This window comes from Thermococcus aciditolerans, assembly GCF_008152015.1.
Lineage (GTDB): Archaea > Methanobacteriota_B > Thermococci > Thermococcales > Thermococcaceae > Thermococcus > Thermococcus celericrescens.
Genome location: NZ_CP041932.1, coordinates 682,016 through 694,753 on the forward strand (window position 1 = coordinate 682,016; position 12,738 = coordinate 694,753).

Below are 12,738 nucleotides of genomic sequence, written 5' to 3' on the forward strand. Positions count from 1 at the left end.
TCGGGTTGCAGAATTCTTGGGGATGATCATGCAGGAGTGGTACCGCTCCAGGGCACTGTACGAGGCGGTTCTTAAACTCGTGGAATCCGGCAGGGTTAATGAGGCTCTCGACATGGCTGAGGGAATACCCGATGGCAACATACGCTCGAAGGCGTTCTCACACATAGCAGTCGAGGTGGCAAAGTCAGGGAGGGATTATAACAAGGCACTGGAAAGGGCGGTTAAGGCAGCCCTTGACATCGACAACCGCGACGAGAGCACAAAGGCTCTGATGAGCCTGGCCTTTGAGTTTCTGAACATGGGCAATCCGGAGGAAGCCCTCAGAATTTCCCGGTACATAACTGACCTCCCGAATAAGTCAAAGGTCGAGGCGGAGGTGGCGCTGGTCCTTGCCAAGAGGGGAAAGGTCGCCGAGGCGATGGAGATAATCAACGGCATCATGGACGACGACGTCAAGACGTGGGCGATGTCCAGACTCGCCAGCCAGCTTTAGCTCAAATTTGTCTATTCATCCAATCGTTCTATTCGATTTTGACATGGGTCCATCCACAAGGCTTTTTTACGCTCTTCTCTTCCCCGTTGGGGGTGAGAGAAAATGGACAGTGGAGCGATAATAGGCTTGATAGGAATGCTGCTCCTGGTGAGCTCGTGGGTTCCTCAGACATGGGAGACCATAAAGACCAGAAAGTGCCCGCTTAACCTGCAGTTCATACTGATCTACGTGACGGCCTCGACGCTGCTCACCATATACTCATACATGATAGGGGACTGGATATTCTTCGCCCTGAACTTCCTCGCGGCGTTCCAGAGTGCCGTCAATCTGGTGGTAAAGTTAAAAGAAAAGTAGCTCAGCGTCTCTCGTAGAACCCCACAAGCTCACCCATCTGAATGATGTGGCCGCTCATGGCCCTTTCCAGTTCTTTTCTGCTTGCCCCAGGGTCGAGTTCCAGAACCGTGTCAAGCGCATAGACCTTGAAGTGGTAATAGTGCACCCCATGCCCCCTCGGCGGACAGGGGCCCCCGTACCCGATTCTCCCGAAGTCGTTCTTTCCCTGAACCATCCTGACGGGAGCGTCCACAACCCCCCGCGGCGGAACTCCCTTTGGTATTTCCCCGAGGGGTGGAATGTTCCACGCTATCCAGTGGGTGAAGGTCCCACCGGGGGCATCGGGGTCGTCCATTATGATGACGAGGCTTTTAGCATTGGGGTCCACGTGCCCGATAAATATTGGCGGGTTCACGTCGTTCCCATCACAGGTGAACTCGACGGGTATGGTGCCCCCATCGTGAAATATGGAACCAACCTCAAGATCCATCCTAACATCCCCTCCGAAATCCTTTGAAGATATGCATCCCCCGCTCAGGGCCAGCAAAACCACCAGGAGCGGCGCTAACCATCTCATGTAAATAATATACCCAACAAAACGTAAAAAGATTTCGGCACAACGCTTTATTAACAGCAACAACATTGTAGTGTTGATGATGGTGTGAGGCCGGCCGGAAATACTGACCGGTTACCAGCGATGAAAGGGCTGCGGACGATGTCCCGTTCCCGCAGGGAATGAAGACAAACGTCGCCGTGAACTATGGATTGATTTTTAAGCTCCTTCCCTATCTTTTCTTGATGCTCTATGAGGGTGCTGTGGGAGAGGGAAATTCCGGCGGATGAAATAGTCGTCTCGCCCCGGCCAGTCTGGAAGTGCCGCTCCTGCCCGATGTACGGCAGAAGACCGAGCTGCCCGCCCCACGTTCCGGACTGGAGGGAAGCGAGGGAGTGGGTGCGGCACTTCAAGAGGGCCCTGATAGTGAAGTTTGAGATAGACATGGAGCGCTTTGAGGAGGAAAAGAGGGAGGCCCTGCTGTACCTCCTGAAAAGGGAGGGAGAGTTCTTCAAAAAGGGGAAGATGTACGCAATGGCGCTATTTCCCGGCTCGTGCAACCTCTGCGACGACTGTCCCTTCGAGAGGGGCAAGCCGTGCAGGATGCCGACCAAGGTCAGGCCGAGCATAGACGCCATTGGCATTGAGATTGGGAAACTCGTGGAAATCAACTTCTCCGAAAGCGTTTTGTACGGGATGGTGCTAATTGAATAACGGTGCGAACGGATGAAGGAGAACATCTCCCCCGCCGGAATGAAGTGGGGAATCTCACTTATCATGACGCTCGTGTATGCCTTCGGAGCCGCGTGGTTCTACTACCTACCGGGGAGGGGAGAGCCAAATCTTGAGGTTGATTTCTGGCAACTGCTGCTCCACTTCCTTGTTCTCAGCTTCCTCTTCTGGGTAGTCCTGGTCCCAGAGAGGAAATCGAGCAAAGCCCCCGACGTGCTCATGTTCACAGTTCTAACGGTTCCCGCCGGAGTATTTGCCGCACTCATCTTCCTCTTTGCGGCAGGGGGCATTGGGGTTCATGAAACCTACGGCGTCGAGTACCCCATAATGGCACTGGTACCGTTCCTGATCGCCCACAAGACGGTTAAGGAGCGAATTTCAGTGGTTCCATTCGTTTTAGCGCTGGTTTATGGGGTCCTAGCGTACATCTGGGGGAATAGATTATGGTGAAGGTTGCGTACATAACCCTGCTCGGTCGCTCGCCGTGGGCGGTCGTTAACACCTACTACAAGCTCCTCACACGGGGAGGAAAGGCGGAGAGGATATACGTATTCACGGAGGAGCGCTACCGTCACAACCTGCCCAAGGTCGTCGAGGCCATCAGGGCGATTTCAGAAGCATATAACCTCCATCCAGCCATAGAAACCGAAGTTGTTCCGGACTACGGCTTCTTCGTTGCCGACAGAAAGTTCAGGGAGCTGTTCACTAAGCTGGAGCGCGAGGGCTACAGGATGGGTCTGGACATAACTTCGGGCAGAAAGGCCCTCGTTGCCGCCGCGATAGTTCAGACAAGGCAGTTCCCTGTGGCATTCATAGTTTACATGGGGCTCCTCGACCTGGACTTCCCGGACAGGCCCTACATGATGATTCCAACCCACATGCAGCCGATAAAGAACTTCCTGGGTGATGAGAGTGAGGGAGACTAGCGAGGTTATAGAGAAGCCGGAGCTCCAGATACTCCTCAACGTCCTGGGAGACATCAGGGTGAGCTATCCGCTCTACGGGCTGCCCCTGCTGAGGGCAAAGCCGGTGGAAACCGGCTACCGCGTTGAGCTCACGGTGAACAGGCGGGAGTTCAACGAGCACGTTCCGGAGTACCTCTCCCACGAACTCCCCACCTGGACAGACTTCTACGAGTGCTTCATCTCCGCGGGCATCGTGAGGTACGCGAACATCGATGAGTTCATCCAGAACCTCGAGCTCTACGAGAGGCTCAAGAAGGGTGTAGCCTTCGCCCCGGATACCAACCTCTTCTACCACCGCTTCATCTCGGGTTTCAGACCCCTCGAGGGGCACCAGATAGTCGTGGCGGAGGGCGTGAAGAAGGAGATAGAGAACGCCATGAACTACAAGTACCGGCACAGGGAGCTGGAGGAGATTAGGCGCGAGGTGAGAAACGGAAGCCTCCTCAGAGAGTTCAGCAACAGGAGGACGAAGAGAAGCAGAAAAGCCGCTTACATAGCCCTCAAGGAGTTCGAAAGGCTGAAGGACAGGATAATCATAGCCGAGAGCGTCAAAGAACCGGCCCACACCAACGACGAGACAATAATCAAGTCCCTAAAGCACTACGACAACATGACGCCCACGCTTCTCGTCTTCCTCACTGCTGACATAGCGATAACCGACGTGGCTGAGATGGAAGGCCTGGAGTACTTCCTCTTCAAGTACCCGCGCCAGGAGATTGGACGGCACGACGTTAGGGCCTACCAGCTCAGGACGCTCCTCTTCAACCTCGCGGCCGTCTTCGGCGTCATAGAGGTGAACGGGATAACCGTGTTCGGCGAGTTCGGCGGTAAGGGCGGGCTGAACGAGCTCAAACTGGTCTTTCCAACCGAGAACAGAGCCTATCATGAGTTCGAGTTCCACCTGAAGCTCAGCAGGAAGCTGATGAGGATAATGAATGACTAATCTCTAAGTTTAAACTTCACAAAAAGGGCCGTCAGCTCGAGTACGAATATAACGAAGGCCAGTAACTCTGCAAAAGCCTGATGGGCTGGTATGAGAACCGACGACATCGAGATACCTAGCGCAATCAGCTCGTCTCCTTCCTTACTCTCGCTGCCGTAGCGATACTCCAACCAGAAGGTAAGCCAGTTGAGGGTTATGGGAACGATCACAGCCGGCCTGAAGTCCACCATAAGGAAGCCCGTTGCCAGGATAAGGAAAGGAAGTGCGTAAAGCAGTTTTCTCATCACTTTACCCCCAGAATCAACCTCCCGCTGTCAACATCAAAGTTCCCGGGCATCTTTATGATGGAAAAGACGTAGTGTCCTGGCCCTTCGACTCTGATGACCAGCCTCAGGTCACCTATCTCCAGCAGGGTGGAGTTGGAAGCGCCGTCGAGGTAACCCCGGCTCCAGCTTCCTGAAGCCTTCACCTCATCCCTGGCCTTTACGGTCAAGAACGCCCTGTAGTCGTGGTCGTGGTACCGTATACACACCGGGATTCTCTCGGCGTAGGGGACGTAGGTGGTTCCTTTTATCGGGCGGGCGTTTACGATAACCTCAAAGTCTTCCGGTTCGTATGGGGGAGAAAGCCTCAGGGCGGAGAGGGTTATGCTGGCGTTCATGTCGTCTCCGAGGACCTCTGCCTCGAACGAGTAGAGGGTGGTGTTGAAACCGGAGAGGTAATCCACGACCTCGTCGGAGATTCCTGCTGGAACAACGATACCGCCGGAGAAAGTTCCGTTGAGCGGGACGTAGGTCAAGGAGGGTCCACCATAGGGTAGGAAACCCAAAAGAGCTAGAACCACCGGGAAAACGAAGAGCTTTTTCCCACGAAACCCTGGCGACACATTATCACCAAGCAAAGTTAAAAGATTAAAGTTTAAAAGTTTTACTGAAGCATGCCCTCCAGCTTCTCCACGAACTCCATGCTCATCCTGAGGTCTGCGAAGTACTCCTTTGCCCTCTCCACGTGCTCTTTCTCCACCCTTCCGCCTTTAGCCAGGACACTTGCCGGCGCGAGGAGCTGTACCGCGTAGCGCAGGCTGGTCTTCTCGCCGAGCTCCGCGAGGTACTCTATCGCCTCCTCGCTGACCTCAATCTTCTCCTCCCTCGCGCGAATCTTGACTATCTCCCTGATCTCCTCCTTCCTGTAAGGCTCGGTGTTGATTATGAGCAGCCTGTCGAGCATGTCGATGGGTATTCCGTGCGGGGCTTCGAGGTCGGTGCCCCTTATCTTCGTCCTTCCGCGATTGGTGGCCAGGATGAGAATTGGCGCCAGCTCGCTCTCCATCGCCCTCGCGAGGAAGGAGAACGCCTCGATGTCGAGCATGTGAACCTCGTCTATGAAGAGAACCCCCGGCACGAGGCTGGCCTTTCCTTCTTCGATCCACTTTTTGACCGTCTCATCAACGCGCTGCCTTATCTCGTCGCTTATCTCCGCCCCGGTGCTGAAGAGCAGGCCGAAGATATTGCCGCGGGCGTTGGCAACGTCGAGGTCGTGGAGCGTAACGGTGTAGGTGAACTCCTTTATCTTGAGAACCGGTCCGCTGGGGAGGTTCACCTTGCGCTTGAAGAACAGTCCCTCTTCCTCCTTCGTGGTGCCTATCTTCGAAATCCTGCCGGTCTCGGCGTCTATCTGTATGACGTCGCCCTCTTCAACGCCCATCTCCATGAGCTGATAGGCTATTTCCCTGCCGGCCCGGATGGTCTTCTCGTCGTCCTTGGTACGGAGGGTTATGACGACGCTCTCGGGAACCTCGACGTAGGGGTTGAATGGGTGCCTAGTGCGGTTTATCCTTATCTCCCTTACCTCGCCCTCGTAGACCTTCCTCTCCTCGCTTATCCTCACTCCTATGGCCCTCCGCAGGGCCTCCTTCAGGAACTCCGTCTTCTTGACCTCGGCGGAGTAAATCTCGCTTCCTGCTATCTGGACGAAGGGAACGTCCTCACCGAGTTCCCTCGCTATGCCCATGGCTATCGCCGTCTTACCGCTTCCCGTCGGACCGACGAGAAGGATTCCCTTTCCGGCGAGCTTGCCGCGCTTGATGAGTTCAACCGCTATTCCCGCTGCTTCCCTCGCCTTAACCTGTCCGACCATTCCGTCGGCCATGAACTTTGCCTTCCCGTTCTCGTCAAGGCCGAGGCCCCTTATGTGGGAGTGGCTTCCAATCCTCTCGAAGCTCCTTGCAGCCACTTCCTCTATCACTGGCATGGCACCACCCCCTTAATCTTTCCGGGGGTTACTAAAAGAGGAGAGATTTAAAAATTTGACGGCACGGCTCAGGCCGTCGATCCCGGGCATCGTTCACCCCAAAGGCCAATGTCATCATCGCCGGAAAAAGTTATGACGGACCCTTAAAAACCCTCTCAAAGCACGTGGAGGTACTTATGAACCTGGAAGCTCAGGCCGACGTCCCTCCTTCCCATTACCAGGGCAGCTTCGCGGTAAATAGCCATGAGTCTTTCCTGGCTTATCTCAATCGGCTCCCTCGGCTGGATTACAAGGGGAGCCAAACCCTTCAACAGTTCAGCGTACCAGCGGACGTTCTCGATTTTCGTCCCCGACGTAACGACGAGTTTGGCGTAAACCCTGGCCCCGGCTTCCTTCAGAATCCTTATGCTCTCGACCTCGCGGAGAACCAGAGCCCTCCAGTCCTCCGTGGCCTTAGCCGTCTCGTCCTTTATGTCAACGCTCGCGTAATCTGTGAGGTCGGCAACCTCCTTAACCAGCTCCGGAAGGCCGCCGTGGGTTTCGAGGAAGTTGTCGAAGCCGAGTTCCTTCATCTTCCCCATGAGAGCTTTGAGCGGTTCTACCTGGAGCGTCGGCTCACCGCCGGTGTAGCTTATCGAGTGGACATCGCCGGTATCGAGGCGCAGGATGGTATCAACGACATCTCCAAGCTCCGCCGGGTTAGGCCTGTACTCGAACTTTCCGGTGAACGGCTCCACCTCATAGCGCCAGCGTGAAACCTGGGAAGCCTTGATGTACTCCCTGGAGTCGCACCAGAGGCAGTTAAGGTCGCAGCCGGCGAAGCGGACGAAAATCTGCCTCCTCCCGAAGGCAGAGCCCTCGACACTCCCCCCCTCACCCTGCCAGCTGTTGAAGACTTCGGCCATTACGAGCTTCATGCCAACACCTCACAGCTCATCCACATCAGTTCCCTTCACACGCTCGCTCACGTAGCCCTCAAGAATCTCCACCCTTACACTCCTGTCCTCGCCGGTCATGTCGGCCATAAGCTGAACTCCCCTGGCGTAGTCCCAGAGGCGCCTCTTTGCCCCGTCTGTAACCCTCTCCGCCATGATGATTATCTCCCTCTCGTCGGGCCTCTCGCTCACGATCTCAATGACCTTCCTGGCGTCCTCCTCGGTGAAGGTTCCCCTCTTCTTGAAGAGCACGGCCACCACCTCCAGCTTTAATTAAATAATCACGCGATTCAATGATTACATAATTAGATATATCTCATCAGCATCTCAACGGCTTCCTCGAATATCTCCCTGTCCCGCCCATCGAGAACGCTCTCCAGATAGTGAAGGTTCGCGATGTTAATGATTATGTAGGCGGTGTTCCTGTCCAGCCCGAGGTCGTAGGCTTCGTAGTAGACGATCTCCCTGCCCAGAGCGTCGTTGAGCATTTCCACGAAGTAGGCGATGTCTTCCACGCGGAGCTCGTCCCACTTGCTCTCCATCTCGTCGAAGTAGCGCTCCATGACCCTGAGAGTCTCAAGGTCAACCTTCAGGGCCCCCTCAAAGTAGGGAAACTCGCCCACGCGGAAAATTTTGACGCCTTCTTCGTCCTGAACGCCTATGTAGTCCCACAGGAGAATACCCTCCACCGGATTGTGGCCGTATTTGCTGGCTAGATATGAGAAGCGCTCCATTATCTCCGTCATGTCGTCGAGGAACTCCTCTTCGTCGCGGAAGTGTATTATCTTGCTTATCGTTCCGGCCATGTTCTGCACCTATGGGTGAGTAGGCCCAACTGTTATAAGGTTTTGTGCATAGAAATGAATGCCCGACGAGTATCGGGTTGCGATGACGTCGGGACCCCCAGGGGGCCGACATCTCCAATGGCCCCCTTACAAACTTCACTTACTCCTAGTTTTGTCAAGATATGTGAACCCACTGGTCTGAGGCAAGCTCAAAAATAGCGTGCCAGTTTTGAATTCTGGCTCCCCGAAGATCCCGGCACTAACGGAGCACAGAAAACTTTAAATTATCGGCCGGCATGCACCGGTTCGGAGTTTGAGAAGGTTGAATTGCTTTGGTGAGGCTTTGCTATGCAAAGCTTCCGGGCAAAGGTTTATAAAACGTCTCCGGAAACACTCTCCAGTCGTGAAAACCGTTGATAATTAGGGGTGATGCTCATGGGAAGGACTACTAAGGTTGGTTCAGCCGGAAGGTACGGTCCAAGGTACGGTCTCAAGATTAGAAGAAGGGTCGCGGCCGTTGAGGCCAAGATGAAGCAGAAGCACGTCTGCCCTGTCTGCGGAAGGAAGGCCGTTAGGAGGATAAGCACGGGCATATGGCAGTGCCAGAAGTGCGGCGCCACTTTCGCCGGCGGTGCCTACCTGCCGACCACTCCGGCCGGAAAGGTCGCCAAGCGTGTCACGGCCTCCAAGGCCTGACCCCCTTTCCTTTGCTTAGTTTAGGGTGATAACCATGGTGATGGCCGTTTACCGCTGTGCAAAGTGTGGAAAGGAGGTCGAGCTCGACCTCGAAAACACCAGGGAAGTCCGCTGTCCCTACTGCGGCAGCAAGATACTCTACAAGCCCAGGCCGAGGGTGGCCAGGCGCGTAAAGGCGATCTGATTCTTTCGTTTCGAAAGCCTTTTATCGCTTAAACGAATTTTGAGTGAGGGCTATGATGCTGATAACGACTTCCCACAGACCCACGAGGAGGACGAGGAGCTTCGGCCACGACCTGGAGAGGGTCTTCCCCAACTCGCTCTACCTGACCAGGGGAAAGAAGACGGTCCAGGACCTGCTCATGGAGGCCTACGACAGGAACTACGAGAGGCTCCTGATAGTCAACGTCTGGAAGGGGAACCCGCTCAAGATGACCTTTATCAAGGTCGACCCCGAGGACTGGGGCTACCTCGGCTACCTGTACCTCCACGGCATAAAGCTCCAGCGCGAGATCGGTTTTAGGGACATAAGGCCCATACGCGAGGAGATGCCGCTTGTTGTGACCACAGCAAAGCGCGTCGGCCTCGACCACGTTGCCTTCGCCCAGGTCTTTGCCGAGCTGACCGGCGGGAAGTTCGTGCCGAGAAAGGAGCGTTCACTCCTCGGAATAGCCGACAGGCACAACACCGACGTGCTGAGTGTCATCGAGAGGCACCCGCGCGGAATGGCCGTCAACTTCTACCGCCTGGACGTCAATAAGGAGAAGGCCGTTGGCCCGCTCATAAGCGTCAAGATATGGATAATGGAGGACGGGCGGAGATGGGACTACAAGGAAGCGATTCTGAAGCGTGGCCCATCGAAGGAGTGATCGAGCTCTCCTTTCCCGATGAGGAGACTGCGAGAATAGTTTACGAGAGCGTTCTGTACGAGCACGAGAGCGTACCATATCGGAGGAGCAGGATAGAGTTCCTCCGCGAGGGGAACAGGGTGATAATCAGGTTCCTCGCTCGGGACAACTCCGCCCTGAGGGGAACGCTGAACTCTTATCTGAGATGGATTAAAGTGGCTGTTGATTCGATGGAATTGTGAGGCCATTTTTAGATCGTCTTCTCCAAAACATTTAAATACTACTTTGAATGTTATTTGAATTGACGATGCTATTGGAGGGGGTTGAATGCGACAGTGGGTTGTATGGTTTGTACTGGGCGTTTTGATTGGAAGCCTTTTTGTTGTTTCGGCGTATCCAACCGGAAGCAATGTTCCATCAGGGATTAGCGCTTCAGGAGCGCCTCAGAGCCCGAGCGTTCCCCAGGTAGCTTCTAAATTGAAAAACGGGAACTTCGTCTTAGTTGATTCCCACACGCTGGAAACCCTCGTTGAAAAGGGAGTCCTCCCATATGCTCCGATTTTTGAGGGAAACACAGTCTATGCAATACGGGTTCTCCCAGATGGAAAGTTCTTTATATATGCAGGGACGGACGTAACGAATCCAACAAAGTTCCTCAAGGATGCTGAGAAGGAGTTTCTAAAAATAAATTGGAACAGAGACATCACCTTAAGAGTCGAGCCATCAAACTTTTCGTGGCAGGTTATGGTTAACGGGAAAACCGCAGGAGACTACATGCCGGAGGCTACTGCCAAAGTTAACGCCTATATCGAAAGCACTATTGAATGGAGTTCTTACGACAACTGGAAACCCCATGGAAAACTCAAGCTCGTGTGGGAGGTTTACAAACTCGCCGATACCGACCCCAGGAGGGATTACAGAGTTGTTGATATGAAGACATTTGTGTGGTCTGGGCATTATCTCTATGGCGACAGTGGGAGTGGAAAGTGGCAGATTGATACCGTCAAAATCACCGCTAATGTTAGACCAGATGGGAACAACGTTTTCAACCTAGCCGATTTTGGTCCGAGTCACTACGTCAATGAATACAATTCAAAGACCCAGTCAACGATCTCCTACACTCTGGGGACGGGAGGAGCATCTGTTACACTCCAGCAGGTTATTAAACTTTTCAAAATAGCAGTCGATACCGACGGCAATTGGGTGAGGTGGACATACACATTCAATAGAGACGAGAAGGGGAGCTACGCTGATAGCTGGGTCAAACTGGAGCCAGGATACCAGTTTATAACCCACGTTCCCAGCTCCCCAGTAACTGCCCATCAAAAACTCATAGCCTCTGTTGAATTCACGTATAACCGCCCAGGCTGGTTAGACGACCATTGGACAGGTTCCACAACCATTGACTGGATATGGGATATCGGGTGAAGTTTTTGCTTTTTCTTTAACCCCTCTCCTCAATAAAAAGCCTAAACTATTTAAAGCCCGCCCCTTATTCTAACCCGGCATCGCGATTACGGAGGTGTGCCTCATGCAGAACATTCCGCCCCAGGTTCAGGCCATGCTTGGGCAGCTTGAGAACTACCAGCAGCAGCTCCAGCTCGTCATCCAGCAGAAGCAGAAGGTTCAGCTCGAGCTCACCGAGGCAAAGAAAGCTTTAGAAGAGCTTGAGAAGGTCGAGGATGGAACGGTTATCTACAAGACCGTTGGAACGCTCATCGTCAAGACCGACAAGGCCAAGGCCGTCGAGGAGCTGAAGGAGAAGGTCGAGACCCTTGAGGTTCGCATCAGTGCCCTTGAGAGGCAGGAGAAGAAGCTCAACGAGAAGCTCAAGGAGCTCACCGCGAAGATACAGTCCGCTATAAGGCCCACTGCGGGCTGACCTCTTCTCTTTCATTTGGGGGGATAGTGATGGACGAGGGAGCCAGCGGGAGAAGGGTTATCCACATCGGTCTGCCGGAGCTGAGCGAGGAGCAGCTCATAGAGGTTGGCGAGCTTGCGCAGGAGACGATAATAGACCACGTCTTTGATGCCCTCAACAGGAGCGACGTCAAGGATATAGAGGTTACGATGAGGATAAACCGCGACGAGACCCTCGACCTTGAGGTTGAGGTCTACCTTGAGGTTCCCGTTTTCGTGAAGGTGGACGTTGAGAGGCTCATAGACGAGGCGGTTGAGAAGGCCTACGCGGCCGTTGAGAGGAAGCTGAGGGAGATTGCGGATGAGGGGAAAAATCAGGCTTAAGCGATTCCTTCAACGCTCAAGGGATAAGTCTTTCCTTCTCCTCTGCCACCACAACGCCGACCCCGATTCCCTCGGCTCGGCGATAGCGTTCGCCCTCTACCTCAAATCAATCGGCGTTGAAAGCGTGAGGATAGGCGTCGCCCAGAGCGTCTCCTCCTACGCCAAGAGACTGCTCATCCTCTCACCCGTTCCGCTCGAAAAGGACCCCCTGGTTAGGGAAGACGTGGTTATGATCTTTGATACCTCCTCCCTCGAACAGCTCGAACCCATCGAGATTCCGCGCGGTAAGACCGTTATCGTCATCGACCATCATGCCGAGAAGGAGAGGCCCATCAGGGCGGATATATCCGTCGTTGATTCCTCACGCACCTCCACGGCCGAGATAGTCTGGGAGCTGTTCAAATACCTCGACTTCTACGATGAGAAAGCCGTTAAGGCCCTTCTCGCCGGAATCGTTACAGACACGGCGAACTTCCGCTTCGCGAACGCGAAGACATTCAAGGCCCTGAGCGAGATGCTGGAGCGCTTTCCGGTCCAGATGGGTGAGATTTTCCAGCTCGTGGCCCCGGTCAGCGACGAGAACATAGACCAGGCGAAGCGCATGGCTATCCTCAAGGCCTGCCAGAGGATGGAGATAAGGAAGTTCAGGAGGTACATCATAGCGGTCTCCAAGGTTTCTGCCTACGAGTCCCTCGCCTGCAAGACGTTCCTGAACCTCGGCGCGGACATAGCCGTTGTGGGAAGCGAGAAAAAGGGAGTGAGGATTTCAGCGAGAGCAAAGGAGAGCCTCGTGAAGAAGGGCCTGCACCTCGGGAAGATAATGGAGAAGGTCGGGCCGACCATAGACGGCTCGGGCGGCGGCCATGCCGGCGCCGCCGGGGCGAACGGAAGGAAGAACCTCGACGAGGCTATAAAGCTGATCCTGAAGGAGATTGAGAGGTTTTTGAGGGAGGTTGATTGA

At 54.4% G+C, this 12,738-nt stretch carries 21 protein-coding genes; 14 read left to right on the top strand and 7 right to left on the bottom strand.

Features of this window, described 5'->3' with window-relative positions; all coding sequences use genetic code 11:
* Positions 1-28: 28 nt before the first annotated feature.
* Together FPV09_RS03750 and FPV09_RS03755 are read left to right on the top strand one after the other, a co-directional pair.
* Positions 29-493, top strand: coding sequence for a tetratricopeptide repeat protein (locus FPV09_RS03750; protein WP_148883662.1), 465 nt, complete (start codon positions 29-31; stop codon positions 491-493).
* A 102-nt stretch (positions 494-595) separates the two neighbouring features.
* On the top strand, positions 596-847 hold the full coding sequence (locus FPV09_RS03755; protein ID WP_148882429.1) for a hypothetical protein: 252 nt from the start codon (positions 596-598) through the stop codon (positions 845-847).
* 1 nt (position 848) lies between these two features.
* Here the strand turns inward: FPV09_RS03755 and FPV09_RS03760 are convergent, their stop codons facing one another.
* On the bottom strand, positions 849-1,316 hold the full coding sequence (locus FPV09_RS03760) for a YbhB/YbcL family Raf kinase inhibitor-like protein (RefSeq protein WP_083500621.1): 468 nt from the start codon (positions 1,314-1,316) through the stop codon (positions 849-851).
* 315 nt (positions 1,317-1,631) lie between these two features.
* On the opposite strand from FPV09_RS03760, the gene FPV09_RS03765 reads away from it, so the two are divergent.
* From FPV09_RS03765 to FPV09_RS03780, 4 genes are read left to right on the top strand one after another with little or no spacing between them, the layout of a single operon-like run.
* Complete coding sequence (locus tag FPV09_RS03765) at positions 1,632-2,093, top strand: DUF2284 domain-containing protein (protein WP_148882430.1); 462 nt, start codon at positions 1,632-1,634, stop codon at positions 2,091-2,093.
* Positions 2,094-2,105: 12 nt separating this feature from the next.
* Positions 2,106-2,561, top strand: coding sequence for a hypothetical protein (locus tag FPV09_RS03770; RefSeq protein ID WP_148882431.1), 456 nt, complete (start codon positions 2,106-2,108; stop codon positions 2,559-2,561).
* On the top strand, positions 2,555-3,037 hold the full coding sequence (locus FPV09_RS03775; protein WP_148882432.1) for a hypothetical protein: 483 nt from the start codon (positions 2,555-2,557) through the stop codon (positions 3,035-3,037). Before FPV09_RS03770 ends, FPV09_RS03775 begins: the two co-directional genes overlap by 7 nt.
* Positions 3,024-4,019 (top strand): PIN domain-containing protein, encoded by a 996-nt coding sequence (locus FPV09_RS03780; protein WP_148882433.1) that lies wholly within the window; start codon positions 3,024-3,026, stop codon positions 4,017-4,019. The genes FPV09_RS03775 and FPV09_RS03780 overlap by 14 nt, the downstream gene beginning before the upstream one ends.
* Here FPV09_RS03780 and FPV09_RS03785 read toward each other — a convergent pair.
* From FPV09_RS03785 to FPV09_RS03810, 6 genes are all read right to left on the bottom strand, one after another.
* A complete protein-coding gene (locus tag FPV09_RS03785; RefSeq protein WP_148882434.1) occupies positions 4,016-4,303 on the bottom strand; it encodes a hypothetical protein in 288 nt (95 codons plus the stop codon). The genes FPV09_RS03780 and FPV09_RS03785 overlap by 4 nt on opposite strands.
* Positions 4,303-4,818: a hypothetical protein gene (locus tag FPV09_RS03790; RefSeq protein ID WP_148882435.1), complete on the bottom strand. Its 516-nt coding sequence runs from the start codon at positions 4,816-4,818 to the stop codon at positions 4,303-4,305. The genes FPV09_RS03785 and FPV09_RS03790 overlap by 1 nt, the downstream gene beginning before the upstream one ends.
* 128 nt (positions 4,819-4,946) lie before the next feature.
* On the bottom strand, positions 4,947-6,269 hold the full coding sequence (locus tag FPV09_RS03795; RefSeq protein ID WP_148882436.1) for a RuvB-like helicase: 1,323 nt from the start codon (positions 6,267-6,269) through the stop codon (positions 4,947-4,949).
* Positions 6,270-6,424: 155 nt separating this feature from the next.
* Complete coding sequence (locus FPV09_RS03800) at positions 6,425-7,186, bottom strand: 7-carboxy-7-deazaguanine synthase QueE (protein WP_148882437.1); 762 nt, start codon at positions 7,184-7,186, stop codon at positions 6,425-6,427.
* 9 nt (positions 7,187-7,195) lie between these two features.
* Positions 7,196-7,456: a hypothetical protein gene (locus tag FPV09_RS03805; protein ID WP_148882438.1), complete on the bottom strand. Its 261-nt coding sequence runs from the start codon at positions 7,454-7,456 to the stop codon at positions 7,196-7,198.
* Positions 7,457-7,509: 53 nt separating this feature from the next.
* On the bottom strand, positions 7,510-8,010 hold the full coding sequence (locus FPV09_RS03810) for a hypothetical protein (protein ID WP_148883663.1): 501 nt from the start codon (positions 8,008-8,010) through the stop codon (positions 7,510-7,512).
* A 414-nt stretch (positions 8,011-8,424) separates the two neighbouring features.
* Here FPV09_RS03810 and FPV09_RS03815 point away from each other — a divergent pair, with 414 nt between their 5' ends.
* The 8 genes from FPV09_RS03815 (at position 8,425) to FPV09_RS03850 (ending at position 12,738) form a co-directional block, all read left to right on the top strand.
* Entirely contained in the window at positions 8,425-8,685 is a 261-nt protein-coding gene (locus FPV09_RS03815; protein WP_014012168.1) for a 50S ribosomal protein L37ae, read from the top strand.
* Between the two features lie 34 nt (positions 8,686-8,719).
* Complete coding sequence (locus FPV09_RS03820; RefSeq protein WP_012571411.1) at positions 8,720-8,869, top strand: DNA-directed RNA polymerase subunit P; 150 nt, start codon at positions 8,720-8,722, stop codon at positions 8,867-8,869.
* Between the two features lie 52 nt (positions 8,870-8,921).
* Positions 8,922-9,554, top strand: coding sequence for a ribosomal biogenesis protein (locus tag FPV09_RS03825; protein ID WP_148883664.1), 633 nt, complete (start codon positions 8,922-8,924; stop codon positions 9,552-9,554).
* A complete protein-coding gene (gene pcc1, locus FPV09_RS03830) occupies positions 9,506-9,775 on the top strand; it encodes a KEOPS complex subunit Pcc1 (protein ID WP_148882439.1) in 270 nt (89 codons plus the stop codon). Before FPV09_RS03825 ends, pcc1 begins: the two co-directional genes overlap by 49 nt.
* A gap of 85 nt (positions 9,776-9,860) precedes the next feature.
* On the top strand, positions 9,861-10,961 hold the full coding sequence (locus FPV09_RS03835) for a hypothetical protein (protein WP_148882440.1): 1,101 nt from the start codon (positions 9,861-9,863) through the stop codon (positions 10,959-10,961).
* Between the two features lie 103 nt (positions 10,962-11,064).
* Entirely contained in the window at positions 11,065-11,415 is a 351-nt protein-coding gene (locus FPV09_RS03840; protein ID WP_148882441.1) for a prefoldin subunit beta, read from the top strand.
* 29 nt (positions 11,416-11,444) lie between these two features.
* Entirely contained in the window at positions 11,445-11,777 is a 333-nt protein-coding gene (locus FPV09_RS03845; RefSeq protein WP_148882442.1) for a DUF3194 domain-containing protein, read from the top strand.
* Positions 11,755-12,738: a DHH family phosphoesterase gene (locus FPV09_RS03850; RefSeq protein WP_148882443.1), complete on the top strand. Its 984-nt coding sequence runs from the start codon at positions 11,755-11,757 to the stop codon at positions 12,736-12,738. The genes FPV09_RS03845 and FPV09_RS03850 overlap by 23 nt, the downstream gene beginning before the upstream one ends.

Excerpts from the sequence above, each read along its gene's own strand:
- FPV09_RS03815 (WP_014012168.1), top strand. The coding sequence starts at position 8,425 with ATGGGAAGGACTACTAAGGTTGGTTCAGCCGGAAGGTACGGTCCAAGG.
- FPV09_RS03835 (WP_148882440.1), top strand. The coding sequence starts at position 9,861 with ATGCGACAGTGGGTTGTATGGTTTGTACTGGGCGTTTTGATTGGAAGC.
- FPV09_RS03810 (WP_148883663.1), bottom strand. The coding sequence starts at position 8,010 with ATGGCCGGAACGATAAGCAAGATAATACACTTCCGCGACGAAGAGGAG.
- FPV09_RS03850 (WP_148882443.1), top strand. The coding sequence starts at position 11,755 with ATGAGGGGAAAAATCAGGCTTAAGCGATTCCTTCAACGCTCAAGGGAT.
- FPV09_RS03760 (WP_083500621.1), bottom strand. The coding sequence starts at position 1,316 with ATGGATCTTGAGGTTGGTTCCATATTTCACGATGGGGGCACCATACCC.
- FPV09_RS03750 (WP_148883662.1), top strand. The coding sequence starts at position 29 with ATGCAGGAGTGGTACCGCTCCAGGGCACTGTACGAGGCGGTTCTTAAA.
- FPV09_RS03800 (WP_148882437.1), bottom strand. The coding sequence starts at position 7,186 with ATGAAGCTCGTAATGGCCGAAGTCTTCAACAGCTGGCAGGGTGAGGGG.
- FPV09_RS03795 (WP_148882436.1), bottom strand. The coding sequence starts at position 6,269 with ATGCCAGTGATAGAGGAAGTGGCTGCAAGGAGCTTCGAGAGGATTGGA.
- FPV09_RS03765 (WP_148882430.1), top strand. The coding sequence starts at position 1,632 with ATGAGGGTGCTGTGGGAGAGGGAAATTCCGGCGGATGAAATAGTCGTC.
- FPV09_RS03845 (WP_148882442.1), top strand. The coding sequence starts at position 11,445 with ATGGACGAGGGAGCCAGCGGGAGAAGGGTTATCCACATCGGTCTGCCG.
- pcc1 (WP_148882439.1), top strand. The coding sequence starts at position 9,506 with ATGGGACTACAAGGAAGCGATTCTGAAGCGTGGCCCATCGAAGGAGTG.
- FPV09_RS03840 (WP_148882441.1), top strand. The coding sequence starts at position 11,065 with ATGCAGAACATTCCGCCCCAGGTTCAGGCCATGCTTGGGCAGCTTGAG.
- FPV09_RS03770 (WP_148882431.1), top strand. The coding sequence starts at position 2,106 with ATGAAGGAGAACATCTCCCCCGCCGGAATGAAGTGGGGAATCTCACTT.
- FPV09_RS03755 (WP_148882429.1), top strand. The coding sequence starts at position 596 with ATGGACAGTGGAGCGATAATAGGCTTGATAGGAATGCTGCTCCTGGTG.
- FPV09_RS03785 (WP_148882434.1), bottom strand. The coding sequence starts at position 4,303 with ATGAGAAAACTGCTTTACGCACTTCCTTTCCTTATCCTGGCAACGGGC.
- FPV09_RS03820 (WP_012571411.1), top strand. The coding sequence starts at position 8,720 with ATGGTGATGGCCGTTTACCGCTGTGCAAAGTGTGGAAAGGAGGTCGAG.
- FPV09_RS03825 (WP_148883664.1), top strand. The coding sequence starts at position 8,922 with ATGATGCTGATAACGACTTCCCACAGACCCACGAGGAGGACGAGGAGC.
- FPV09_RS03775 (WP_148882432.1), top strand. The coding sequence starts at position 2,555 with ATGGTGAAGGTTGCGTACATAACCCTGCTCGGTCGCTCGCCGTGGGCG.